This is a genomic window from Ruegeria sp. CDSA246, assembly GCF_059611225.1.
Genome location: NZ_JBXWPD010000008.1, coordinates 84,152 through 106,758, shown reverse-complemented (window position 1 = coordinate 106,758; position 22,607 = coordinate 84,152). Strand labels below are relative to the sequence as shown.

22 protein-coding genes are annotated in these 22,607 nt (G+C 57.8%); 9 read left to right on the top strand and 13 right to left on the bottom strand.

Going from position 1 to position 22,607, the window contains the following annotated elements; all coding sequences use genetic code 11:
• Window positions 1-158: 158 nt before the first annotated feature.
• Complete coding sequence (locus AC2FI9_RS12040) at window positions 159-1,640, top strand: hypothetical protein (RefSeq protein WP_496767925.1); 1,482 nt, start codon at window positions 159-161, stop codon at window positions 1,638-1,640.
• A 7-nt stretch (window positions 1,641-1,647) separates the two neighbouring features.
• Here the strand turns inward: AC2FI9_RS12040 and AC2FI9_RS12035 are convergent, their stop codons facing one another.
• From AC2FI9_RS12035 to AC2FI9_RS12005, 7 genes are all read right to left on the bottom strand, one after another.
• Window positions 1,648-2,769: an alanine racemase gene (locus AC2FI9_RS12035; protein ID WP_496724339.1), complete on the bottom strand. Its 1,122-nt coding sequence runs from the start codon at window positions 2,767-2,769 to the stop codon at window positions 1,648-1,650.
• Window positions 2,766-4,013, bottom strand: coding sequence for a D-arabinono-1,4-lactone oxidase (locus AC2FI9_RS12030; RefSeq protein WP_496767924.1), 1,248 nt, complete (start codon window positions 4,011-4,013; stop codon window positions 2,766-2,768). Before AC2FI9_RS12030 ends, AC2FI9_RS12035 begins: the two co-directional genes overlap by 4 nt.
• An 86-nt stretch (window positions 4,014-4,099) precedes the next feature.
• A complete protein-coding gene (locus tag AC2FI9_RS12025; protein ID WP_496767920.1) occupies window positions 4,100-4,621 on the bottom strand; it encodes a DUF2478 domain-containing protein in 522 nt (173 codons plus the stop codon).
• A gap of 72 nt (window positions 4,622-4,693) precedes the next feature.
• The gene (locus AC2FI9_RS12020; RefSeq protein ID WP_496767917.1) at window positions 4,694-5,359 is read right to left on the bottom strand and encodes an NnrU family protein; all 666 of its coding nucleotides are present in this window, start codon (window positions 5,357-5,359) and stop codon (window positions 4,694-4,696) included.
• A 108-nt stretch (window positions 5,360-5,467) separates the two neighbouring features.
• The gene (locus tag AC2FI9_RS12015) at window positions 5,468-7,534 is read right to left on the bottom strand and encodes an ABC transporter permease (RefSeq protein WP_496767915.1); all 2,067 of its coding nucleotides are present in this window, start codon (window positions 7,532-7,534) and stop codon (window positions 5,468-5,470) included.
• Window positions 7,531-8,580, bottom strand: a complete 1,050-nt coding sequence (locus AC2FI9_RS12010) for a quaternary amine ABC transporter ATP-binding protein (RefSeq protein WP_496724332.1) — start codon at window positions 8,578-8,580, stop codon at window positions 7,531-7,533. The genes AC2FI9_RS12015 and AC2FI9_RS12010 overlap by 4 nt, the downstream gene beginning before the upstream one ends.
• Before the next feature lie 10 nt (window positions 8,581-8,590).
• A complete protein-coding gene (locus tag AC2FI9_RS12005; RefSeq protein ID WP_058275748.1) occupies window positions 8,591-9,541 on the bottom strand; it encodes an ABC transporter substrate-binding protein in 951 nt (316 codons plus the stop codon).
• Between the two features lie 415 nt (window positions 9,542-9,956).
• Between AC2FI9_RS12005 and AC2FI9_RS12000 the strand changes: the two genes are divergently transcribed.
• Both AC2FI9_RS12000 and AC2FI9_RS11995 read left to right on the top strand, forming a co-directional pair.
• A complete protein-coding gene (locus AC2FI9_RS12000) occupies window positions 9,957-10,619 on the top strand; it encodes a DNA-3-methyladenine glycosylase I (protein ID WP_496767911.1) in 663 nt (220 codons plus the stop codon).
• Between the two features lie 59 nt (window positions 10,620-10,678).
• Entirely contained in the window at window positions 10,679-11,353 is a 675-nt protein-coding gene (locus AC2FI9_RS11995; protein ID WP_496767909.1) for a hypothetical protein, read from the top strand.
• A gap of 3 nt (window positions 11,354-11,356) precedes the next feature.
• Here the strand turns inward: AC2FI9_RS11995 and AC2FI9_RS11990 are convergent, their stop codons facing one another.
• Window positions 11,357-11,755, bottom strand: coding sequence for a c-type cytochrome (locus AC2FI9_RS11990; protein ID WP_496767907.1), 399 nt, complete (start codon window positions 11,753-11,755; stop codon window positions 11,357-11,359).
• Window positions 11,756-11,847: 92 nt separating this feature from the next.
• Here AC2FI9_RS11990 and AC2FI9_RS11985 point away from each other — a divergent pair, with 92 nt between their 5' ends.
• The gene (locus AC2FI9_RS11985; protein ID WP_058276854.1) at window positions 11,848-12,285 is read left to right on the top strand and encodes a DMT family transporter; all 438 of its coding nucleotides are present in this window, start codon (window positions 11,848-11,850) and stop codon (window positions 12,283-12,285) included.
• On the opposite strand, the gene AC2FI9_RS11980 is transcribed toward AC2FI9_RS11985, so the two are convergent.
• The 3 genes from AC2FI9_RS11980 to AC2FI9_RS11970 all read right to left on the bottom strand — a co-directional run bounded on the left by AC2FI9_RS11980 (window position 12,269) and on the right by AC2FI9_RS11970 (window position 15,294).
• On the bottom strand, window positions 12,269-12,955 hold the full coding sequence (locus AC2FI9_RS11980; RefSeq protein ID WP_496767904.1) for an ABC transporter ATP-binding protein: 687 nt from the start codon (window positions 12,953-12,955) through the stop codon (window positions 12,269-12,271). The two genes, AC2FI9_RS11985 and AC2FI9_RS11980, sit on opposite strands and share 17 nt — an antisense overlap.
• A complete protein-coding gene (locus AC2FI9_RS11975; protein WP_496767902.1) occupies window positions 12,948-14,243 on the bottom strand; it encodes a lipoprotein-releasing ABC transporter permease subunit in 1,296 nt (431 codons plus the stop codon). The genes AC2FI9_RS11980 and AC2FI9_RS11975 overlap by 8 nt, the downstream gene beginning before the upstream one ends.
• A 64-nt stretch (window positions 14,244-14,307) precedes the next feature.
• A complete protein-coding gene (locus AC2FI9_RS11970; RefSeq protein WP_496767899.1) occupies window positions 14,308-15,294 on the bottom strand; it encodes a DUF6492 family protein in 987 nt (328 codons plus the stop codon).
• A gap of 337 nt (window positions 15,295-15,631) precedes the next feature.
• On the opposite strand from AC2FI9_RS11970, the gene AC2FI9_RS11965 reads away from it, so the two are divergent.
• Window positions 15,632-15,982, top strand: coding sequence for a hypothetical protein (locus AC2FI9_RS11965; RefSeq protein ID WP_496767896.1), 351 nt, complete (start codon window positions 15,632-15,634; stop codon window positions 15,980-15,982).
• Window positions 15,983-15,987: 5 nt separating this feature from the next.
• Here AC2FI9_RS11965 and AC2FI9_RS11960 read toward each other — a convergent pair whose 3' ends face one another.
• Window positions 15,988-16,881: a glycosyltransferase family 2 protein gene (locus AC2FI9_RS11960; protein WP_496767894.1), complete on the bottom strand. Its 894-nt coding sequence runs from the start codon at window positions 16,879-16,881 to the stop codon at window positions 15,988-15,990.
• Window positions 16,865-18,205 (bottom strand): proline--tRNA ligase, encoded by a 1,341-nt coding sequence (gene proS / locus AC2FI9_RS11955; protein ID WP_496767892.1) that lies wholly within the window; start codon window positions 18,203-18,205, stop codon window positions 16,865-16,867. The genes AC2FI9_RS11960 and proS overlap by 17 nt, the downstream gene beginning before the upstream one ends.
• A 167-nt stretch (window positions 18,206-18,372) precedes the next feature.
• Here proS and AC2FI9_RS11950 point away from each other — a divergent pair, with 167 nt between their 5' ends.
• The 4 genes from AC2FI9_RS11950 to AC2FI9_RS11935 all read left to right on the top strand — a co-directional run bounded on the left by AC2FI9_RS11950 (window position 18,373) and on the right by AC2FI9_RS11935 (window position 22,566).
• Window positions 18,373-19,737 (top strand): FAD-dependent oxidoreductase, encoded by a 1,365-nt coding sequence (locus AC2FI9_RS11950; RefSeq protein WP_496767889.1) that lies wholly within the window; start codon window positions 18,373-18,375, stop codon window positions 19,735-19,737.
• Window positions 19,737-20,711 carry an isopenicillin N synthase family dioxygenase gene (locus tag AC2FI9_RS11945; protein WP_496767887.1) on the top strand — a complete coding sequence of 325 codons (975 nt, stop codon included), beginning with the start codon at window positions 19,737-19,739 and terminating at the stop codon, window positions 20,709-20,711. Before AC2FI9_RS11950 ends, AC2FI9_RS11945 begins: the two co-directional genes overlap by 1 nt.
• A gap of 90 nt (window positions 20,712-20,801) precedes the next feature.
• Window positions 20,802-21,875, top strand: coding sequence for an AI-2E family transporter (locus tag AC2FI9_RS11940; protein WP_496767885.1), 1,074 nt, complete (start codon window positions 20,802-20,804; stop codon window positions 21,873-21,875).
• A gap of 1 nt (window position 21,876) precedes the next feature.
• Window positions 21,877-22,566 carry an HdaA/DnaA family protein gene (locus AC2FI9_RS11935; protein ID WP_496767883.1) on the top strand — a complete coding sequence of 230 codons (690 nt, stop codon included), beginning with the start codon at window positions 21,877-21,879 and terminating at the stop codon, window positions 22,564-22,566.
• The last annotated feature ends 41 nt before the right edge of the window (window positions 22,567-22,607 follow it).

Here is a 22,607-nt window from a genome sequence, read left to right as displayed (position 1 = left end):
TGTTGCAAATTGTTGACATCGGCGGGACGCTGCGCGACGGATCAGCGGTCTTGCCACTGGAAGTGCAAATCGCCTCCGGTTAATCTGATCGCAAACAACGAACAGCAGGATACCCAGCGAAGTCAGGGCTTTGCGGATCCATCCGATGTGGAGAGCAAATGCTACAGGCAATACGTGAAGCGCAGGAAATCGGCATTCCGTTCGATGATGTTTTTCCCCATCAATACGCAGTCAGATCGGACAATGTGGCAGCGCCCGAAGGTTGGAATACAGTTGAGTTCGCCCCGTTCAAAATTCATCACAGTCCTCGGCTAAACGTTGCGCAACCCGATTGCGCCGACGCCAGCCTACAGCTGTTGATTCTGGGGATCGCGGTCGACACCGGAACGGTTATAGCAGACGATACACAGGTCGATCTTGGTGCCAGCCCGACTTGGCGCGATCTGGAAGACTGGCTTGAAAACCTGGCCGGGCGCTTTGTCATATTCGGCAGGCTTGGACGCGAGCAAAGGCTGTACTTCGATCCTACCCTGGAATTGTCCTGTTTCTATGATCCAAAGACCGGCCTTATCGGCTCATCACCTTTCATGGCGCTGGACCGACCCATTGAGCCAAGTCGCTATATCCGGGTCGAGGACGTCATGTCTGGGGCAACCAACTTTTCACTGGGCATCACTGGTGATCGCGATTTGCGGCTGGCGCGGCCAAATCACTCTCTGACCCTTGACCGGTATCAGCAATTCCGCCATTGGCCCCGATCGGACGCGCCGTTTACCGCAGTTGCGGATATTGACACTGATGCATCAGAAATAGTGACACGTCTCGGGGCGACAGTTGGTGCGCTTGCGCGATCTTTCCGGTCCGCCATTCCGATTACTGGTGGGTATGACAGCCGGGCACTGGTCGCGTCAGCCAAGGACCACCTTGGACATGTCAGTGCGTTTTATACTCACCGGATTAACTATCTGTCATCGCTGGATTGTCTGCTTGCCCAGAAAATTGGACAGAAGCTTGGTTTTGAGCCCGAACGGATTGATGGCATGAAGCTGGCTGAAGAACACGGCCCGTCGGATGAACTGAGCCTCGAGGAAAAGCTGTTCGGGCTTCGTACGGGCGGACATACGTCGACTATGGGGTATCGTGAACTGGCGGCACACGAATTCCTGCCTGATGCCGAGATTTCTATGCGTGGAAATGTCATGGACATGAACCGTGCAAATCAGTGGAAAGGGCAGGATGCGTTTCGATTTCCACATCTGGTGCGGCGCCTGCGCTTAAGGGCGCCTGAAGGCATTCCACCCGCTGTCTATTGGCAACGTGAGGTGATGACTTGGCTTGACACACTGCCACCGGAAACGCACCGCTACGCGTTTGACCTATCATTTCTTGAGAACATCCTTCCAAACACAATGGGTGCCGGGCTGAACGGGATGCCGCGTCACTTTACGCTCAATCCGTTCAATGACAGATATCTGATCTCGCGCAGTATGGGCATTACTCCTGCCCTGCGCCGGAACGGAGAGCTAAACGCGGCGATCCTGCGTCAGTCGGTGCCCGAACTGGCCGAGCTTCCTTACAACCAAGAGATCAAGCGCGACCCCGAGGCGCGCCGTGCCGCCGAAGCCCTGTTTGCAGATTAACCGACGCCTAGTTGGGCAGGCATGGCCATTCACCAACCACCTGCCCGCCTCGGATGGCAAGCATGGTGCCGAACTGATTCAGTACAGCCTCGCTTTGAGCAGGGCGCAGCAAGGCGATGTCGCCCGGCGACACGTCTGCCGTTCGCGGGCCAGTCCACACTTCCTGATTGCTTGAACGGCCAAAGACCGCTGAGTAGCCAAACCCTGCTGGGAATACCGGCTGGGCAAGGAAGTGGCCGCCAAAGATCGCTATATCCGTTTTTTGTCGCGGCAAAAACTCTAGACCCGGCAATGCGTTACCCGGCATTGCTTTAAGAACTGGTGTCGCAATGAACGCGGCTGGTGCAAACGCCTGCGTCGTGGCGTGGTCAAAATCGCCGGGCTTTACCAGGACCGAGCCGAATGCGACCTCATTCGCGGACCCCTCGGCAAGGTAGGATTGAAAGGTCAGGCTGCCACCTGTGTTCAGACACAACTCATCTTCGTCATGCGGCAAAGCGGCGACGGCTGTGTTGAACGCATCTGCGCTGGCCCGCGCCGCGCGGTTGCGCAAAACGCCCGGCATTTTCGCCAAATGCGCCTCGTACCCCATCACCCCGGCAATCTGCCCGTAAGGGTGCGCCATTATTTGTTGGGCAAGTTCTGCGACATTCTGAGAATTTAGCCCGCCACGGTGCAGGCCGATATCCAGTTCCAAAGACAAACGCAGTGACGTCTGGCGATTTGAAGCCAACGCCAGATATTCCCCAAGCCGAGCTGGAGTGTCGATCAACCATTGAACGCGCCTTGCCGCATCGGGATTGGTGGACAGAAGCCTTGCAGCAGAACTGACAGGCAAGGGCTTTCCAATCAGATGGTCCGTATCGGGCTCGGCCGTCAAAAGCGCCTGCAACATCGGTTCGGAAAACGTCATCAGGCCAGAGGTCGATATGCGCTCGCGAATGAAATCCAATAAAGGCAGACAGGGCAGAGACTTGGCGACCAGCCTGCGGGCCAGTCCAACATCAGCAACCCTGTCGGCGACAACACAATTGGCGTCCAACAAGTCCAGGTCCACTACGACGACCGGCTTGTCGACCCCGTGCGATCGCAGAACATCTGACAGAGCTTTCAGGGCTGCTGCATTCATGGTCGAAACAACCGAGCAAGCGCGGAGGTCAAAAACTTACCCTGTGGATCGAGCCGTTCGCGCAGCGCACAAAACCGATCAAAATCCGGATACATTGCGGACAGGTCTTTGTAAGCCAAATTGTGCATCTTACCCCAATGAGGGCGGCCCCCTGCTTCGACAAATAGCGGCTCAATGGCTTCGAAATACCGTTTATGATCCTCGGCTGCGTCGGCGTGAATAGCGATGGAAATGCGCGGCCCACCCTGGAACGGAGACAGACAGGCCGTGTCACCAGCAGTCTGGCGCACTTCGATCGGAAAGTAGATGTCCTTGTGGTGGCGATGTAGGCGCGTCAGAACCTCTTGCAGAACATCCCCAGCCACATCTGGCGGCAGATGGTATTCCATTTCCTTGAAACGAATATGCCGGTCGCTACATAAAACCCGCCAGCTCTCGCCAACATAATCCTCGTCCGACTGCGCCATCGTCAGCACTTTGAGCATTGCACTGCGCAACCCTTCGCTGATCCGTCCCGCGCTGCGCGCAAGTTTCAGTACCTTTACAGCGATCATATCCAAATCGCGCGGTGCTTTGCTTTCGGCTGCATCCGTGATGGCGTGACGAAGTTCGACAGTCTTTCCGGTAAACGGGATGCAGAAGAATTCGAAATTCCGGTTCTCTGCCCATTTCTCGTGCATCGTGGCCAGACTTTCCTCGACCGAGGCAAGCTGAACCTGACGACGTAAGTTGTACTTTGGCACGACCGAAATCTGCGCTTCGGTCAGAACGCCTAGCATCCCCAAACTGACCTGTACCATCTCAAGCGGGATATCATCCGTGGTCAGAATATCGCCGCTTGCCCCGACCATTCGGGCCGCCGTGACTTCTGCCGCAAGGCACGGCAAGTCCCGCCCGGTCCCATGGGTCGCCGTCGACACCGCGCCGGCCAGTGATTGTGCGTTGATATCTCCAAGGTTACGGAACGCCAGCCCCCTGTCCGCCAGCGTCGGTGACAAATCTCGCAACCGCGCATTGGCGTTGACCCACACCCGATCCTGCCGGGCATCGCCAGGTGTTGATAGATCCAAATCAGACAAGTCCACGATCCGGTCACCACCGGCTACGATTGGCGTAAAGGAATGCCCCGCACCCAAGACCCGCAGGCTTTGGGGTCGCGCGATCTCATTTTGCAGTTCAGCAATCGACGTCGGGCGCGCTATTGGCGTATCCGTGCGCTGGTTTCCGGCCCAGTTGGTCCACATGCACTGTCTCCTCCGAGAGAAAGGATTGCAGCACATGCGACACGAAACAAGTCAGGAAAACAGAAGCTTACCCAACGGGAGCTTTGTCAGGCCGCGGCCTCACGTTGCGCAGTGACTCGGTCGAACCATGCGATGATGCTTTCAGAATCAGGTTCGATCTGTTCAGCAGCACCACCTGTGAACGCGTCGAATTTTTCCTTGTTCAGACCATTCACACCGACAAGGACGGGAACATCCTGCGCCAGTGCTTCGGCGATCACCGGGCGGAATCCGCGCCCGTCAGCCTCATGTTTTCCGAACTTGTTGATGATCAGCAATTGCGGCGCGTCGGCCAGCGTAGAGGTCACATATCCGACGGCCTGTTCCAGCGCGGCAGGATCCAGACGACAACCACGTGACTGCTCACCAAGGGATTGCGAGATACGGATCGTCTCACCCTCGGGCAGAACGCGAACATCCATGTCACATTTGCTGCTATCCGCGCATTCGGTGTTGGTTTGAACCACACCCGCAAGGCTCGCGCCTTTGGCGAGCAGGTGTTCGGCAACCGCACTTAACAGGCGGTCGGTTGCGCCGCGGTCGGTGGTAGTAACATAGGCCAGATGCATCCAAGGACCCCTTAGTACAGATTTGTAACGTTCCAGATAGCACGCAAGGTCCTGCGCGACCACTCTCTTGGATCACGGTAATGGCGATAATCCGATCACAGGCGCGTGCAAATGAAGCAATGCCATGAAGATCGCAATTGCAACCAGCCAGACCCAAGGGCGCGGCCACGGTTGTGGTACGCGCAGCGACAGGCGGGCCGTGTTGCGGGACAACCGGGTCCATTCCATACCCAAGTCGCGTTGTTTGCGGCGGTCGATCAGTGCCATGCCGAATGTCGAAAAGCCTGCAAAAAGCCCGAACAGGATCACGTGTGACAGGCTGCCATTGGCCAGCAGATGAGCCCCCGCCCACAGCATCAAAGCCGCAAGAACAGGGTGGCGCGTGGACCGCAGGATGCCCGGTTTTTCGGGATCGAATGTACGATGCCCCATCCCGCCAAATGAGAACGGGTTTTGGATCGATATGCCCGCGACAGCCAGCCAGCACACGATTGGCATCACCAAGAGTGGCGCCCAGCGAAAGATGACAAGCGGCGGGATGACCTCAACATATGGCGCTTGCGCTGCGGCGACGATCAGCCATGCCAGCACCAGAAGGGAAAGTGCGGAATATGCCGCAAAATAACCCTTGCGCCCTAGTGTTTCGATCAGTCGACTGCGAACACCCGGCCTCACCGGGATGGCATGGCTGAGAAGAAAGGTGATCAGTGCTGCAAGAAAGAAGGCCCAACTGGTCATAGTATTCTCCGAACGTGTTACGCGCGGTCTACGCCCCGAAGGCTGTCCGGTCTTTGTCCAAGATCAAACGCGGGGTAGAAGGGGCGGACGCGCCGCCCCTGCCCCATTTTACAGTCCCAACGCTTTGCGCCGTTCTTCGGCAAAACCCTGCACGATACGATCGGCAACAAGCGCTAGAATCGCCATAGCGGCACCGGCCGAGATGCCCAGACCCACATCCGCCTGACCTAGCGCCAGATAGATCGACTGTCCCAGACCGGTGGTCCCGATCAGCGCAGCGATCACCAGCATTGCAAAGGCATAAAGGATGGTCTGGTTCAGCCCCAGCAGGATCGTCGGCGCAGCATATGGCGCGCGCACATCCCGCATGATCTGCCACTCGGTCGCACCGCTTGAGATCGCGGCCTCCATCATCTCTTCCGGAGTGTTGACCAGCCCGTGACGCGTGTAGCGGATCATCGGAACGATGGCGTAAGCACAGATCGCCAGAAAGGCCGAGAACTCGCCAATCTGGAACACCATCAGCACCGGGATCAGGAAGACGAATAGCGGGATCGTCTGCAGCATGTCGCAAATTGGACGAACGACCTTCCAGACCGGCGCCCATACCGCGCTGGCCAGGCCGATCAAGCCCCCTGCGACGGCGCAGGAAAACACCGCAGCCCCACTGAGGTAAAGCGACAGCAAGGCGCGTTCCCACAGTCCGGACACGAGGATGGTGCATAACAAACCCACCGAAAGCGCCGCTAGACGCCAGCCGCCCGCGACACAGCTGAGCGCGGCAGCGCCGGTCAGAACGAAAGGCCATGGCAGGTTTGCAATACCAGTTTCCAACATTCCGATCAGGATCAGCACGATCAAACCGCCCGTCAGGTGACCGCGCCATGCCATCAGTGCGGCGATCGCCGCGCCGACGGCGAAAAGGCCGAAGCTCATGCCAGCCGTCCACTGGAAACCCCAGGTGAATGGCAGAACAGCCTGATCCAGACCGATCCGCAGCGGCAACAAAACATAGAACAGCGAGTTGTTCTTGAGCGCATCCAGCCAAGGACCGTTCGTTTGCGTGAACGCGGTCAGGCCGCTATCGACAGCCTCAGCCATCGGGTCCAGCAGGGTCAACTCGGAGGGGTTCGGCAGCCATGCCCAAAAGGCGGCGGTAAACAGGACCGTAAAGCCCAGAACTGCCCAGACGACGCGTTGGTCATAACGTTTACGCTCGGTGGCCAGCGTGCCGCTCATCCTGTCGATCACTACGGCAAAGACCACAATGACCAGGCCAGCCATCAGCGACTCGCCAAACTGCGCCTTGCGCATGGTCAGAAGGACTTCCCAACCGATGTCGTTGAACCCGCCGATAACGGCGGCGATGATGACCATCGACAAAGCGGCCATCAGACATTGGTTTACGCCGACCATGATCTGCGTCGCGGCAGCCGGAATTTCGACTTGAAACAGCTGCTGAAACCGCGTGCCGCCAGACATGATGGCAGCCTCTTTGATCTCGGGTTCGACCCGTTCCAGACCCAGCATCATGTTACGCGCCATTGGCGGTGCCGCGTAGATGGCCGAGGCAATCAGACCCACAACCGGGCCAAAGCCGAATAGCAGCAATAGCGGGGTCAAATAGGCAAATGTCGGAACCGTTTGCATCACGTCCAAAACCGCCTGAACAAAGGACCTGACGCGCGGCACCTCGTTGGCAAGGATGCCGATGGCACCGCCGACGACTAACGCGACGGGCACAGAAACGGCAACCAGCGCCAGCGTATTCATACTCTCGGCCCAGTAGCCAGATGCCAGCACAAAACTCAGGCCAAAGAATCCCAACGCCGCCATAGGCAAACCGCCCAGAAACCAACCCAGCGCCGTCACCAGACCAATCAGAATCGGCCACGGTGTATTACCTAATACGAAATTGGCCCCGTTCATGGGATATGCCATCAAATCGGAAAACAACCGCATCGCTGGTTTGATGCCGTTCAGAAACCAGTCCAAAAACGCGCCAACCCACTCAGTCGCGGGCAATTCCCAGGCGGTGGGCCACTTGACCAGCCAAGGCGCAAGACCCTCCAACGCAAGGCAAACCGCGCCCACGACGACTGTGATTAATGCCGCCTTCGCGCCAACCGTCAATTGGATCGCGCTGTTGCTGGGGATGTCTGAAACGGCAGTCATGTCTCATCCACCTGAAGGGCGGCGGCAAGATCAGAAGGATGAACCGTGCCAACAATATTGCCATTTTCATCGCGCACAGGAACGGGCTCATAAAGCTCCATGCAATGCGCCAACGCGGCGTCCAGGGTCATCGAGGTTGTCAGGCCAGGATCATCCGGGCCACGTTCAGACTCGTCCCGCATGACCGAGGCAACCTTGGCGTGCTGACCCTTGGCCACGTCTTTCGAGAATTCGCGCACGTAATCATCTACGGGGCGCAATACGATATCCGTCGGCGTTCCGATCTGGACGATCTTGCCATCGCGCATGATGGCGATGCGGTCGGCCAGTTTCAGCGCTTCTTGGATATCGTGAGTAATAAACACGATGGATTTCTTCAGCGTCGCCTGAATGCGCAGGAATTCGTCCTGCAGCTGTCGGCGGATCAGTGGATCAAGGGCCGAGAACGGCTCGTCCAGAAACCAGATGTCCGGGTTCACCGCCAAAGACCGTGCAATTCCCACGCGCTGACGCTGACCACCGGAAAGCTGACGCGGGTAGCTGTCCTCGCGGCCCTCCAGCCCGACCAAAGTGATGACCTCTTGCGCGCGAGCCATTCGTTCCTTTTTGCCGACGCCCGATACGCGCAGTGGATAGGCCACGTTGTCCGCAACGGTCATGTGTGGAAACAGGCCAAAATGCTGGAACACCATGCCCAACTTCTTGCGCCGCAATTCGGTCAGCGCTTTCTTCGACGCACCGATGACGTTTTCGCCGTCGACACGGATTTCGCCCCCCGTGCCCGGCAACAATTGCGAGATACAGCGGATCAGTGTGGACTTGCCCGACCCAGACAGGCCCATGATGACGAACAGCTCGCCCTCTTTGACTTCAAAATTTGCGTCCTGAACGGCCGGGATGAACCCGTGTTCGCGCAGATCGGCGGCGGCTTGGTCTGCATCATTCCCTGACCGAGACAGCGCGTCGGTCAGGGCTTTGTCTGCGCCTTGACCAAAAACCTGCCAGAGATTCTGGCAGGTAATGGCTGGCGTATTCGCGTCAGTCACTTATGCGAACTCACTGCGTTGCCGCGTCAACAACCGGACGCCATTTGTCTTCGTTCGCAGCCATCCATTCGGCGACAACTTCTTCGACTTTACCGCCGTCAACGTCGATCGCGCCCATCATCGGCTGCTGGTCCTCGACCGCCAATTGATAGTTGGACAGGATTTCATAGGCCGCGGGCCATTTTTCTTCCATCCCGTTCCAGCTGGCTTTGAAGATGCGCGAGGGCGAGAAATCGCAGTCGTTCACGGCGTTCGGGTTCGGTCCCCATGCCGGATCGTTAAAGCAGGCTTCTTCACCGGCAGGCAATTCAACGAACTGAACGTCATAGGCCGACATCGCCCAATGCGGCTGCCAAAAAGTGATCAGCAGCGGCGACTTGCGCTCGGTCGAGGCGCGCAATTCTGCGATCAGAGCACCTTCGGAACCGGCAGGCACAGCTTTGAACGGCAGCTCAAGACCGGTCATACGGTCGGCGCCGGGCGTACCCCAATCAGCAGGATAGTCGACCAGGCGACCACCGGGCAGAGTTTCAGCGGTTGCGAAAACCTGCGCGCAATCCTTCAGCGCTTCCCACGCCGGCAGACCGGGGCACAGATCGGCCACGTGCGCCGGATAAGCGATGCCTTCCTTGGCATCCAGGCCCAGATCGCCGATCTCAACGACGGTACCTTCGTCGATTTTCTTGGCGTATTCGTCCGAGACGTTTGACGACCAGATTTCCAGCGTCGCAGTGATGTCGCCATCCGCGATTGCCTGGAACTGGTTCATCATACCAGCGGTCACGTATTCGACGTTGTAACCTGCGGCTTTCAGCATCTCGCCCGCTACTTGGGTCGTTACGTGCTGACCGGTCCATTCGTTGATCGCCAGTTTGATCGGCTCGTCCACGGCCCCCATATCGGCGGCGTAAGCGGAACCGGCTACCATCATAGCCAACAGGCTGACACTGAGTTTTTTCATCGACATTCTCCCTGTCTTTTTTTGTTTTTCGTCCACCTCAGCGCACAGGTGCGCGCCGGAAGGTTGAACAGACGACAATACCATGTCGCAACATGCACAAAATTAGCCGCAAAAGGGAAGTGAACACTTTGAACAAAGGCGGAATTTTTCGCCTTGTACTAAGCTGCAAGTCCCCACCCGCTGCGTTGTACTGATCGCGCGCGTTTTTGCTTAACACAAATATTTGGCGCAGGTCTTTGATTGACGAGTCAATCACAAACCCGAATCCCCTGTTTTGTCGAGTATTTCTTTTCCCGATGTTCAATTTTTTTGCATTTTTTGATCTCAGACGCACCAAATGTCCAAAAACTCACTCTCTTTGAGACCTTGCGACGAAGCGATCAACAAGCAACTTTGTCGGTGGAGGACATGATTGATGCATCACTTCGATGAAATTTTTGTAATGGCTGCCAATCGCCATGGTGGTCCGGATGCGTTGAATGAAAAGTTGAGCAAACCCAAAAGTCTGGCCGAGCTTGCTGAGATGCCGGAAGATCGCTGGCTTTCGATTATCACCAAATCCATCTTTCAGGCGGGGTTCAACTGGAAGGTCATCGAAAACAAGTGGGACGGGTTTGAAATCGCATTTGACGGTTTCGATGTCGGACGCTGCGCCTTCATGGATGATGAGAAATTCGACGCCTTGCTGCAGGATACCCGCATTGTGCGCAACGGAACCAAGATCGCGACTGTTCGTGACAATGCCGCCTTTTTGCTGGAGCTTCGTGACGAAGGCGGTGCGGGTCAGGTTCTTGGGGGTTGGCCATCGGACGACTTTGCCGGGCTGCTAGCGATGCTGGGCAAGCGAGGGTCGCGTCTGGGCGGGGCTTCGGCCCAATACGCCATGCGATTTGCAGGGCGCGACAGCTTTATCCTCTCGCAAGACGTCATCGCGCGATTGATTGGCGAAGGCGTGGTCGACAAGGCCCCAACATCAAAAAAGGCGATGGCTGCGGTGCAAGAGGCCTTTAATACATGGATGAAACAATCCGGCCGATCGCTGTCCGAAATCAGCAGGGTTTTGGCAATGAGCCTGTGAAAACGGGTTGCAGCGCGGGCACTTCGCATTAGGCTTTGATTATGGCCTTTCGTATTTTGATGACGCTATTAATTTTGCTTGCTGCCTGTGGTCGCCCTTTGACGGATCAGGAACGCGCATTTGCAAGTGCCGTTCAAGGCGACACGCTGGATTTGGATCGCGTGCGACTTGTCGAAGGTGCGCCGGTAACGCCGATCACGTTTTACCGCAAGGACCGGCCGCGCTTGGCCTGTCGGGAACGTATCCTGCCACCAACCGAAGAAGGTGTCGTCACCGCGAAACCCGCCGCTGTTGCGTTGTTCAATAAGGTCTATTTTAACAAGGACTGGTACCTTGAGGACTATATGTCCGATTTCCCGGAACAGATGGACCTTATTGCCGGGATGTTGCTTGCACACGAACTGACCCACGTCTGGCAATGGCAGAACCGCCAGTCCACTGGTTACCACCCCCTGCGAGCCGCCGCCGAACATGGCGGAAGCAAGGACCCGTACTTGTTCGACCTGCAGACATCGCCTGATTTTTTATCCTATGGATTCGAACAACAGGGGGCGATCGTCGAGGAATACGTCTGCTGCCGGGCATTGGACCCTACCGCACCGCGGACCCAGCGCCTGCATGACATGTTGGGCGCGCATTTCGACTTGTCACCGCTGCCTGGCGCGCAACGCGAGCGTGCCGTTGTCATTCCGTGGAGCGGAGCGAAGGTCGAAGGGATCTGCCGCGAAGGCTAAGCCTTATTGCAGCGTCTCCAGATATGCCACCAGATCCACAATCGGCTGACTGGTCAGGATAGGCTGACCGTCTGGGGTTTTCATCGTGGTATCCTGCCCGTCGAAATAGGGACCGTAAACCGGCATCGGGCTGCCATGACTTACCAAGGGATCACGCCCGTCGATACGCGCCACAACGCTGGCTGTTGGGAACATTCCATCCCCGGATGCCAGCTGTGTCAGATCAGTCGGCTGGATCACCAACACACCAGCCATTGGCCCCTGCCCGGTCGCATCGATCCCATGACAAGTCGCACAATAATGCTGATAGAGTTCGGCACCGGTTTCAACGTTCTGCGCTATGGCCTGAGACGCCAACGCAGCAACACTCGCGCAAACGGCCCTGAACATCGGTCTGATCATCGCATCCTCCTGTCACGATTGACATTTGCAGGCTTGCCCGCCGGGCGGCTTGGCGCAATGATCCAGATCAACGAAGCGGGAGGATACGGGCAATGACACAATACGCAGCCATTATGCTGGCGGCCGGGATCGGCGTTCCGATTCTGGCGGCTTTGAATGCCGCACTGGGCAAGCTGATCGGGTCCCCGACAACCGCCGGCGTAGTCCTGTTTGCCATCGCGTTCCTGGCGTCAGCCCTGGTCATGCTGCTGTTTCCAGGAATGGAAGCGCTATCCAAGGTGGCCCAAGCCCCGAAACACCTGTTGTTGGCCGGTGTTTTGATTGCGTTTTATGTTTTGTCGATCACGCATGTTGCCCCCCATTTCGGGGTCGGTAACGCAGTGTTCTTTGTTCTGCTTGGACAGCTGATCAGCACGGCGGCCATCGATCATTTTGGCCTGTTTGGTGCTCAGGTCACGCCGCTGACATGGATAAGGGCCGGGGGTATCGCCGTGATGGCGGCCGGTGTCGCCATCACTCAACTGGCTTAAGAACACCCGCCTCCAGCCGCAGTTTTCGGTCCATCCGCGCGGCCAGATCCATGTTATGCGTGACAATCAACGCTGAAAGCCCTTCATCCCGGACCAGCGACATCAAAGCACCAAATACCTGATCCGAGGTTTCGGGATCCAGGTTACCGGTCGGTTCATCCGCCAGCAAAACGCGTGGCTTGTTCGCCAGGGCCCGGCAAAACGCAACACGCTGCTGCTCGCCCCCTGACAGGGCGGCGGGGCGGTGTTTGGCACGTGCCGCCACTCCAACGCGGTCCAGCAAGGCCATCGCCCTGTCCAGTGCAGCCTTCTCGGATACACCGTTAGCCAGTTGCGGCAGGGTGATGTTTTCCAGCGCAGTAAACTCGGGCAACAAATGATGGAACTGGTACACGAACCCAACGTCCTGCCGTCTAAGCGCTGTACGGGTTCGATCCCCCCTGCCCGCTACATTCTGGCCCGCGATCTCAACTGATCCTTCATCTGGTTTGTCCAGTAGCCCAGCAATGTGCAACAGTGTCGATTTGCCTGCCCCGGATGGCGCGACCAAAGCCACAGCCTCACCTGCGCGCAATTCCAGATCGACCCCACGCAACACCTGCACCTCACCTGGAGTGCCCTTGAGGTAGGTCTTGGTCAAACCGTTCAGCCGCATCGTCAGATCATTCATAGCGCAGCGCCTCAACCGGGTTCAGCCGCGCCGCGCGGCGGGCCGGGAAATAGGTGACGATGAATGACAGCCCCAACGACAGCCCAATCGCCTTGAGAACATCTGAAAGGTGCAACTCGGCGGGTAAGGAGTAGATGCCGCGAATGGACGGATCCCAGACGCCGCCGCCCATGACGTAGTTCACGAATGAGAATATCGGGTCGATATAGATGGCAAACAGGCAGCCGAGGATCACGCCCATGACGGTGCCAATGATGCCTGTGAATGCACCGCAGATGAAAAAGACCCGCAGGATCGACCCTTCGCTCAGGCCAATGGTGCGCAGGATACCGATATCGCGCCCCTTGTTTTTCACCAGCATGATCAGGCCCGACACGATGTTCATTGCTGCGATCAGGACGAGGATCGACAGGATGATAAACATCACGTTGTCCTCAACCTCAAGCGCACGCAGAAATCCGCCCGACGCATCCTGCCAAGTCCAGATCTGGCTGCGCCCGCCTGCGGCCTCGAGGATGGGAATCAGAACCGGGGTCATTTCCTCGGGCCGTTCGACCATCACTTCGATCTCGTCGGCCACACCGTCGCGGTTGAAAAAGCTCTGAGCTTGCGTGAACGGCATATAAACGCGGGTGCGGTCGATGTCATACCGCCCGGCCGAGAACACATAGACCACCTGATAAGCGTTCACGCGCGGAGACGTCCCAAAGGCGGTTTTCACCCCATTGGGTGAGGTCAGTTTGACCGTGTCACCAACCGCCGCTCCGATGCTGCGCGCCACACCGGACCCAATGGCAATCACATCCTCTCCGTCTTGAAACTGGGTCAGATCACCGACGGCTTGTTCGCTTTGCGCGACGCCCGGCAGATCGCGCAAGTCGTCGGGGCGGATACCAAAGACCTCGACCCCGCTGCTGCGATCGCGATTGGTAATCAGGACCTGCCCTTTGACCAGCGGGGCCGCGCGTTCCACGCCCGGAACCTGCGCGATCCGGCTGGTCATCTCTTCATATTCCGCGATTGTGCGGTCAACGCGCCCCTGCGCATCAAACTCTCCGGCGGAGTACACAGTCACATGGGCGTTTGCGCCCAGAATAGTGCCGACGAATTCGGACCGAAATCCAGAACGGACGGCCAGAGTGGCAATCAGGGCAAAGACGGCCAGCGTGATCCCGATCAGGGAAATCCACGTCATAACGCTCACGCCACCTTCGGCACGGCGCGCGCGCAGGTAACGCCACGCGATTTTCCACTCAAATGGGGCAAAGGGCGGGGGTGTTCTGGCCATGCCTGCTCCGGTTATTTTGTTGTCGCGACCCTTTCGGCATTTCACCGGATGGTCAAGCCGGTTGTCAGCCGGTCAGCGTTGCCGCGCGGTTTAGCACCTCTTCGGCGCGCGGTCGGGTACAAATACCCCTGTCTTCCAACTCGGAAAACACACGATCCCGCAGATCGCCGGGCAACAGCGACAAGGCGCGGTTATGCAGACCCAACGTCAATGCAGCGGGATCATCCAGCATCGCCAACTGCGATGCCATTTCCTCGGGCGAATAGGTCGGCCAGAGCCCGATATTGCATTGCGCGTGGTCCTCGAACCACTGTGCATAGCCATCAGGCGACTTGAGGCAGAACGCATTCAGCAGCATGAACTCGGACGGCCGCCTGCGCGATCCAAACAACGCCTGCACCGAGCCATACCGATCGTTGATCTCGTCCAACAGCGCCAAGGCCAAGGATCGGCGCATCGCGAAAGGGGTCGCAAATGTCGTGGTCCTTAACCCGTTGAGGTCGGTACCTGACGCGCCCAGTGCATCATGGCTCTCGACCAGCCAATTGCGGTGGTAATCGCTTTGGACGTCGATGAAAGCGATACGCGCCGCACCATTGTCAGCAAAGAACTCAGTCGGATCAAAGCTGCGCAGAAAGACGTTCTTGGTGTCCAGGACAACCATGTTCTCGGACGCCGCAACGCGCGCGGCGCCCAGCTTCAGAACTTGCTGACTGCGATACCCGTTGGACCCGCGCCACCCCTGCCTGCGAATGCCGGGAATACGAAACCGATTTTCGATCATGATCCGATCCGACAAGGATCGCCGCGCGTACTGACCGGGCTGCAACAACAGGTCATCGCCGCCCAGGACCTGAACCTTGGATCGCAGTGGGCCGTATGAAGCCAAAAGGGGTTCGATTTTTGCCCTGAGCGTATCTTCGTCGCAGTCATTCATGATCACGTGAATCGACGAAACCATGTCCGGATCGACAAAACGGGCAAAAGACAGCGCCTGAAGTTCAAGCAGGGGAAAGTCCTTGGAATACACGACGGTCGCGAAACTCAGCACAGCGCGGGCCCTTTCATCGTTTTGCCCGGTTTATCAGCAATTTCGGCGCGGTCAAATTCGCTCTCAAAGCCCCGAAATTGCGAATCAGCAACGCCACCGGTCAAACGGACACTCGAACTAAAGGAGATCATCCGCCATTAAAATATACCGCCGGTTGTGACGCTCTTCACAGACAGCCCGGTATTGTTTCAGGTATGAAGTTAATGTGAGCATGGCGAGGCAAACTGACCTCAAAATGCAACATTATTAGCGCAATTTTATTTCGCGTTTTGCTTATTTTTGGAAACTTTGTCACCCTGACTATGGGGGAATTCATTTTACAGAGCGGGGGTCGCTCATGAGTATTCGAATTGAAACTGAACAACCGGACGCATTTTCGGTCCGACAAACATCAACCGAACTGGATTGTGAATCCGCAGTTCTTCTGCGCGCAACCATCCTTCCGGTCTTTGCCAGCGCGGCAAGCTGGGCTGGTCTGACCGACATCCTGAACGACAAGGGATATTGTCTGGCGTTCCGGGATGGACGGATGTGCATCACCGATCAAACCACCGGAGACCGGGTTTGCGGTCTGCGTTTCCTGGGCCTTGAATTCAGGGATCTGGTGCGACAGCTGGGCCGTCCGATCGTCGTGGCACGGGGCCATGAGGCCAACGGAGATGTTCTGACTGCCCGACCGACGGCCTGACGCGCCTAAAAGCTGCGCCAGAACTGAACGGATCGGCGTGTGGTCTTCCACAGACTGTGGCGCGCGGCGGCTTTGATGGCATCCGACGTGCCGGGCTTTAACATTCGCTCAAGGATCAGTGCCGCGGGCATGTGACCACGTTGGTAATACCGAACGAAATCGGATTGTGTCAGACTATCGGTCGACCTGTAACCGCCGTAGTAATTCATCCAGACACGGGCGTAGTCTTCCGCTGTTGCGACATCGTCGCTCGTGGCACCCCTGCCCCAGAACATGGATATCGGGTCGTCAATGCGCTCGCCCTGATACCCTTCGGTCAAAAGGCGTAACATCAGATCGTAATCGGCCGCGACGCTAAATTGAGTGGCATGTCCGCCCAGCGCCAAAAACACATCCCGCTTCAGCAACACCGAGTTATGGCAGAACGGCATCCGCTGCAGAATCGCTGTCAGCGACATCCGTTTCTCTCGGCTTTCTGATCCATCCTCGAACCGGCGCAACGTCGAACCGAACAGGAAATCCGGCTGTGTCGCTTCAAGCCGATCAGCGACGATGTTCAAAATGTCGTCGGATGCCAGCGAGTCATCCGAGTTCAGGAACAACAGATATTCCCCACGCGCGGCCTTCGCGCCCTTGTTCATTGCGTCATACAAACCGGTATCCGGTTCGCTGAACAGCCGGGTGCGCGGTGCGTCCGCAGTCAGGTCCTGTAGAAACTCGACCGTGCCATCACTCGACGCCCCATCTTGAATGATATGCTCAGCCCGGCCGCAATTCTGACGGGCCATGCAATCGATCACCTCGCGAAAACTGTCCTGCCGCCCTTGCGACAGCAGGTCATAAGTCGCGGTGATGACCGAGATCAGCGGCGCGTCAGAGGTATCAGGCGATGCGCTCATAGATCTCGGCGATCTTGGTAACGGCGGCCTCGGGGGGCAACTCCTCGCTTTCGCCTGTGCGGCGGCAGGTCAGTTCAACCACTCCGTTTTTCAGACCGCGCGGGCCAACGGTGATGCGCCACGGCAGACCGATCAAGTCCATGGTGGCGAACTTGCCCCCTGCCCGTTCCTTACGGTCATCATACAATGGGTCGAGGCCCAGCGCAGTCAGCGCGCCGTAAATCTTGTTACACGCGGCGTCGGCCTCGCCATCACCCTGTTTCAGGTTGACGATACCGCAATGGAACGGCGTCACGCCTTCGGGCCAGATGATGCCCTTGTCGTCATGGCTGGCCTCGATGATTGCACCGATCAAGCGGCTGACGCCGATACCGTGGCTGCCCATGTGAACAGGAACCGGCTTTCCGTCGGGGCCTTGAACAGTTGCACCCATGGCTTCGGAATACTTGGTGCCGAAGTAGAAGATCTGGCCAACCTCGATCCCACGCGCCACGCGGCGACGCTCCTCGGGGACCTGATTGAACAGCGCCTCGTCATGGGTCTCATCGGTGCGGGCGTATTTCGAGGTGAACTCCTCAAGAATGGCCTGGCACTGCTCGGGGCTGTCGTAGTCGATCTGACGGTCACCAAAGGTCAGGTCGGTGACTGCGCTGTCATAGAACACCTCAGATTCACCGGTATCAGCCAGAACGAGGAACTCGTGCGTGTTGTCGCCACCGATGGGGCCGGAATCGGCGCGCATCGGGATGGCTTGCAGGCCCATGCGCTCATAGGTGCGCAGATAGGTGACCAGATGGCGATTGTAGGAGTGCAGCGAATCCTCTTTGGTCAGGTCGAAATTGTAGCCGTCCTTCATGTAGAATTCGCGCCCACGCATCACGCCGAAACGGGGGCGGATCTCATCGCGGAACTTCCACTGGATTTGGTACAGCGTCAGCGGCAGGTCTTTGTAGCTGCTCACATGACCGCGGAAGATGTCGGTGACCAGTTCCTCGGCAGTCGGCGTGAACAGCATATCCCGGTCATGCCGGTCCTTCATGCGCAGCATTTCCTGACCGTAGTCATCATACCGCCCGGATTCGCGCCACAGGTCAGCCGATTGGATGATGGGCATCTGGATCGCGATGTGGCCAGCGCGCGCCTGCTCTTCGTGGATGATGTTTTCCAGCTTGCGCAGCACTTTGAAGCCCAGCGGCAGCCAGGAGTAAATTCCGGCTGAAGCTTGCTTGATCATCCCGGCGCGCAGCATCAGCCGGTGGCTGACGATCTGGGCCTCGGAGGGGTTTTCCTTGAGAACGGGCAGAAAGTAACGGCTGAGGCGCATTGGTGAACCTTTAAAGGTGAATTTGGACTTCAAAGTTGCTTATGCCAAAGCCCCGCCGGGGGCAATCATGCATTGGTTATTTTGCGACCTCGGGTCAGTCGGTTTTTTGATTGACCCGCCAGTCAGAGACTTCGATTGTGACGGAAATGTAATTCCAAGGGGCACCCATGCAGACCATTCAGGAACCCGCTCGTAAGATTCCCGTGGTACACCAAACGGACGTTCTTATTGTTGGATCAGGCCCAGCCGGACTGGCCGCCGCGCTGGCTGCGGCGCGCGCCGGTGTTGAGGTTTCGTTGGTCGACCGCTTTGGCTGTATGGGTGGCAATATCACCGCCGTGGGTGTTGAGGGCTTTGCCTGGTACCGCCACGAACAGACGGTCGAGGCTGGTGGCATCGGCATGGAGTTCGAGACCCGTGCTAAGGACATGGGCGCCGCGGTGCCCGAAAGCCAGTCGCTGAGCTATGAATTGGACAGCGAGGGTTTTAAGCTAGTGGCCGACAAGCTGGTTGAAGAGGCAGGCGTTCATCCGATGCTGCACCGGCAATTCGTCGCTCCGATCATGGAAGGTGACCGGATCACCGGCATCATTACTGAATCCAAAGCGGGGCGCGAGGCGATCCTGGCCAAGGTTGTGATCGACGCCACCGGCGACGCCGATGTTGCCCACCGCGCAGGCGCGCCGACGCACAAGACCGCCCGCGAAGATATGATGGCCGCCTCGGTCATGTTTCATCTGGCTGGTGTCGACAAACGCGCTTTTATGGAGGGCGTCAAGGCAGATCCCCAGACCTACAAGGATTGGGGCGGCGGCGGTGAGTGGAACATCGAAACTTCGGGCAAAGAAGACGACATGTTCTCTCCCTTCGTGCACAAGCCGTTCCAGCAGGCCATCGATCAGGGCCTGATCCCGCCGCATCTGAACACCATCGCGGGCACATGGGGTGCAATGCACGACACGGGCGAGCTGACCTATATGAACCTCATCCACCTGGCCGAGATCGACGGCACGGACCCCGACAGTTTGACACGTGGCGAGATTGAGGGCCGCCGCCAGTCGATGCTTGCCATTGAGGCGCTGCGCCGGTTCATGCCCGGTTGTGAAAACGCACGGCTGCGGAACTTTGGGATGACCATCGGCATTCGCGACACGCGGAAGATCGATGCGGTCTATAACATGACTGAAGATGACGCCCGCCATCAGGGCCGGTTCGAGGATACAATCGGTATCTATCCCGAATTCATCGATGGCTATGGCATATTGATCCTGCCGACCACGGGGCGATATTTGCAGGTTCCCTATCGCTCGATGCTACCCAAGGGCATCAAAGGCTTGCTGGTCGCGGGCCGTTCGCACGGTGCGGACAAGGTGGCCCACGCCGCAACGCGCAACATGGCCTGTTGCGCGGTCATGGGACAGGGTGCAGGAATTGCCGCGGCCTTGTCGCTGAAAGGCAACCAGGACCTACACGCGATGAACCTTGCCCCTGTTCACGCGGAACTGGACCGGCAGGGCGTGAGGGTTCACTGATGCAGTCAATCCCCACGATCGACATCTCTCCGCTGCAAGACACGGCCCATCCGGACCATGACGCAACCGTTCAGCGGATATTGAACGCCTGCACTGACATCGGCTTTCTCTCCATCACAGGCACTGGGGTTTCGCCTGACACCGTTAATCAGGTCCGTGCCAAGACGCGCGCGATCTTTGACATCGATGAACAGAGCAAGTGGGATCAGGCCATCACCCGCAACAATTATCGCGGATATATCCCCATGGGTTTCTTCACGCCCAATGATGGCTCGGGCAAGGCGGACAAATACGAAGGTTACAAGCTTCATTTCGAAGTTTCCGAGGACCACCCGGTTCGTGATGACTGTGCGCTTTATGGCCCGAACCTCTGGCCAGCTGAAGTACAGGGCGCGCAGGAAGTGATATTGGAGTATTGGTCGCAACTGGACCACGTGGCCGAACTGCTTCTGGGCGCGCTTGAAATCGGTCTGGCTCTGAAGCCCAACGTCCTGAAAGAGGCCTTTGCCACCCCCATGACAAACATGACGCTGTTGCACTATCCGCCGCAGGCACCGGATGAGGAAGGCTTTGGCATTCATCCCCACAAGGACACGGATGCCCTGACGATTATCGCCCCCGACCCCGTTGGCGGGCTAGAAGTGCAGACCCGCGATGGCGGATGGATCACCCCGGATTGCCCACCCGGCGGCTTTATCGTGAATATCGGCGACATGCTTGAGCTGTGGTCGGGTGGACGGTTGAAATCAACGCCGCATCGGGTGGTCAACAAATCTGGCAAAGAACGCTATTCCTTCCCTTATTTCGCGGTTCCGCGTCACGAAGTGATCGTCGAGCCACTGTTACCGCCGCTGCCCGGCTTTGATCGCCCTGCGGTTCACTGCGGGCTTTGGTCGGCCGAAATCTGGCGCACAAACTGGCCCGATGAAACCGCCACGGCTGATACGCCCGAGCTCGGAACGCTGGACTCATAATTCCTGGAAATCCCCAAGGCATGAACCGCTTGCATCGCGGGACCGGTTAAGCCAAGAACACCGGTAAGAGCCAAAAACAAGGGGACAAGCATGGCCTTGCCGGTAAAGGATCAACTCAGGTATTGGGGCGTCGCGGCTGCCATTTTTGTGCTTTGCCTATGGGCACTTGGAGACGTTTTGCTACCCTTTGTGATTGGCGGTGCAATCGCCTATTTCCTTGACCCGATTGCAGATCGTCTTGAAAATCTGGGCCTGTCGCGCATGGCAGCCACTGCGATCATCACAGTTGTTGGCATTCTGGGCTTTGCTCTGGCAATCCTGATGGTTGTTCCCGCGCTGATTACCCAGTTGATCGAGTTGGTCGAAGTTATGCCAAGCCTGTTCCAACAGCTGCGCAGCTTCATCGAACAACAGTTCCCGTCCCTTCTGGACCGCGAATCCAATTCGCACCAATTCCTCGTCTCACTGGGTGAAACGCTGAAATCCAAAACAGGCGATGTCTTGCAATCCGTCGCTGCCTCATTGGGTTCGGCGATCAACGTCGTCGTTCTGTTGGTCATTGTTCCGGTTGTGGCCGTCTACATGCTGTTGGACTGGGACCGCATGATCGCCCGGATCGGTGATCTACTGCCCCGCGATCACGCCCCGACGATCAAACGACTGGCCGGTGAAATTGACGCCGTTCTGGCCTCATTCGTGCGCGGCATGGGCACGGTCTGCCTGATCCTTGGCACCTATTACGCCGTGGCACTGATGGCGGTCGGCCTGCAGTTCGGACTGATCGTCGGTTTCATCGCGGGTCTGGTCACATTCATTCCCTACCTCGGCGCGCTTATCGGCGGCACGCTGGCCATCGGTCTGGCGCTGTTCCAGTTCTGGGGGGATTGGGCGCATATCGGTCTGGTTGCCGGGATCTTTGCGCTGGGCCAGGTAACCGAAGGCAATTTCCTGACGCCAAAGCTGGTAGGTAGCTCAGTGGGTTTGCACCCAGTGTGGTTGCTACTGGCTCTGTCAGTTTTCGGTGCCTTGTTCGGCTTTGTCGGGATGCTGATCGCGGTGCCCGTTGCCGCAGCGCTGGGAGTGCTGGCGCGGTATGCAACATCGGTCTATTTGGGCAGCCGCCTGTATACCGGCCTCGAAAGCGCGGATCAGGAAGACCTGTAGTATGGCCCTTCAGCTAAGCTTTGATCTTCCGGCGAAAACTGCGCTGGGGCGTGAGGATTTTTTCGTCTCTCCCGCGAATGCACTTGCGGTTGCCATGATCTCGGCCACGTCCTGGCCGGGCAACAAACTGGTTCTGAGCGGCCCTGCGGGTGCAGGTAAAACCCATCTGGCACATGTCTGGGCGGCGGAAACCGGTGGTCGGATCATTCAGGCCACGGATGTGCGTCACGAAGACGTGCCGGATCTGGCACGCGCGCCTGTCGCGGTTGAAGACGTCCCGATGATCGCGGACGACTTAGAACAACAGAAAACACTGTTTCACTTGCACAATCTTGTGTTGGCCGAAGGCAACGCCCTTCTCATGACTGGGCGGCTGGCCCCTAATTTCTGGCAACTTCCGTTGCCCGATCTCCAAAGCCGGATCGAGGGCGCGCATCACGTAGCGCTTGACCCGCCGGATGACGCATTGCTGGGCGCGGTTCTGGCCAAGCTGTTCGTGGACCGGCAATTGAACCCCAGCCCTGAGGTCATCGCCTATTTGGTCAAACATATGGACCGGCGCTTTGAAACTGCCGCCAGTGTTGTGGCGCAACTGGACCAGCTTGCCCTATCGGAAAAGCGCGACATTACCCGCGCCTTGGCGGTGCGTGTTTTGAGCGCAGATTTAGATGATATCCAATCTGGGAATTGACCCACGCCGGGTCATCTCGCATTCTGCACGCGGAATATCTG

Excerpts from the sequence above, each read along its gene's own strand:
- AC2FI9_RS11945 (WP_496767887.1), top strand. The coding sequence starts at position 19,737 with ATGCAGTCAATCCCCACGATCGACATCTCTCCGCTGCAAGACACGGCC.
- AC2FI9_RS12020 (WP_496767917.1), bottom strand. The coding sequence starts at position 5,359 with ATGACCAGTTGGGCCTTCTTTCTTGCAGCACTGATCACCTTTCTTCTC.
- AC2FI9_RS11990 (WP_496767907.1), bottom strand. The coding sequence starts at position 11,755 with ATGATCAGACCGATGTTCAGGGCCGTTTGCGCGAGTGTTGCTGCGTTG.
- AC2FI9_RS11980 (WP_496767904.1), bottom strand. The coding sequence starts at position 12,955 with ATGAATGATCTGACGATGCGGCTGAACGGTTTGACCAAGACCTACCTC.
- AC2FI9_RS12030 (WP_496767924.1), bottom strand. The coding sequence starts at position 4,013 with ATGTGGACCAACTGGGCCGGAAACCAGCGCACGGATACGCCAATAGCG.
- AC2FI9_RS11985 (WP_058276854.1), top strand. The coding sequence starts at position 11,848 with ATGACACAATACGCAGCCATTATGCTGGCGGCCGGGATCGGCGTTCCG.
- AC2FI9_RS12040 (WP_496767925.1), top strand. The coding sequence starts at position 159 with ATGCTACAGGCAATACGTGAAGCGCAGGAAATCGGCATTCCGTTCGAT.
- proS (WP_496767892.1), bottom strand. The coding sequence starts at position 18,205 with ATGCGCCTCAGCCGTTACTTTCTGCCCGTTCTCAAGGAAAACCCCTCC.
- AC2FI9_RS11935 (WP_496767883.1), top strand. The coding sequence starts at position 21,877 with ATGGCCCTTCAGCTAAGCTTTGATCTTCCGGCGAAAACTGCGCTGGGG.
- AC2FI9_RS11960 (WP_496767894.1), bottom strand. The coding sequence starts at position 16,881 with ATGAGCGCATCGCCTGATACCTCTGACGCGCCGCTGATCTCGGTCATC.
- AC2FI9_RS11950 (WP_496767889.1), top strand. The coding sequence starts at position 18,373 with ATGCAGACCATTCAGGAACCCGCTCGTAAGATTCCCGTGGTACACCAA.
- AC2FI9_RS12005 (WP_058275748.1), bottom strand. The coding sequence starts at position 9,541 with ATGAAAAAACTCAGTGTCAGCCTGTTGGCTATGATGGTAGCCGGTTCC.
- AC2FI9_RS12035 (WP_496724339.1), bottom strand. The coding sequence starts at position 2,769 with ATGAATGCAGCAGCCCTGAAAGCTCTGTCAGATGTTCTGCGATCGCAC.
- AC2FI9_RS11965 (WP_496767896.1), top strand. The coding sequence starts at position 15,632 with ATGAGTATTCGAATTGAAACTGAACAACCGGACGCATTTTCGGTCCGA.
- AC2FI9_RS12025 (WP_496767920.1), bottom strand. The coding sequence starts at position 4,621 with ATGCATCTGGCCTATGTTACTACCACCGACCGCGGCGCAACCGACCGC.
- AC2FI9_RS12000 (WP_496767911.1), top strand. The coding sequence starts at position 9,957 with ATGCATCACTTCGATGAAATTTTTGTAATGGCTGCCAATCGCCATGGT.
- AC2FI9_RS11995 (WP_496767909.1), top strand. The coding sequence starts at position 10,679 with ATGACGCTATTAATTTTGCTTGCTGCCTGTGGTCGCCCTTTGACGGAT.
- AC2FI9_RS11975 (WP_496767902.1), bottom strand. The coding sequence starts at position 14,243 with ATGGCCAGAACACCCCCGCCCTTTGCCCCATTTGAGTGGAAAATCGCG.
- AC2FI9_RS12015 (WP_496767915.1), bottom strand. The coding sequence starts at position 7,534 with ATGACTGCCGTTTCAGACATCCCCAGCAACAGCGCGATCCAATTGACG.
- AC2FI9_RS11940 (WP_496767885.1), top strand. The coding sequence starts at position 20,802 with ATGGCCTTGCCGGTAAAGGATCAACTCAGGTATTGGGGCGTCGCGGCT.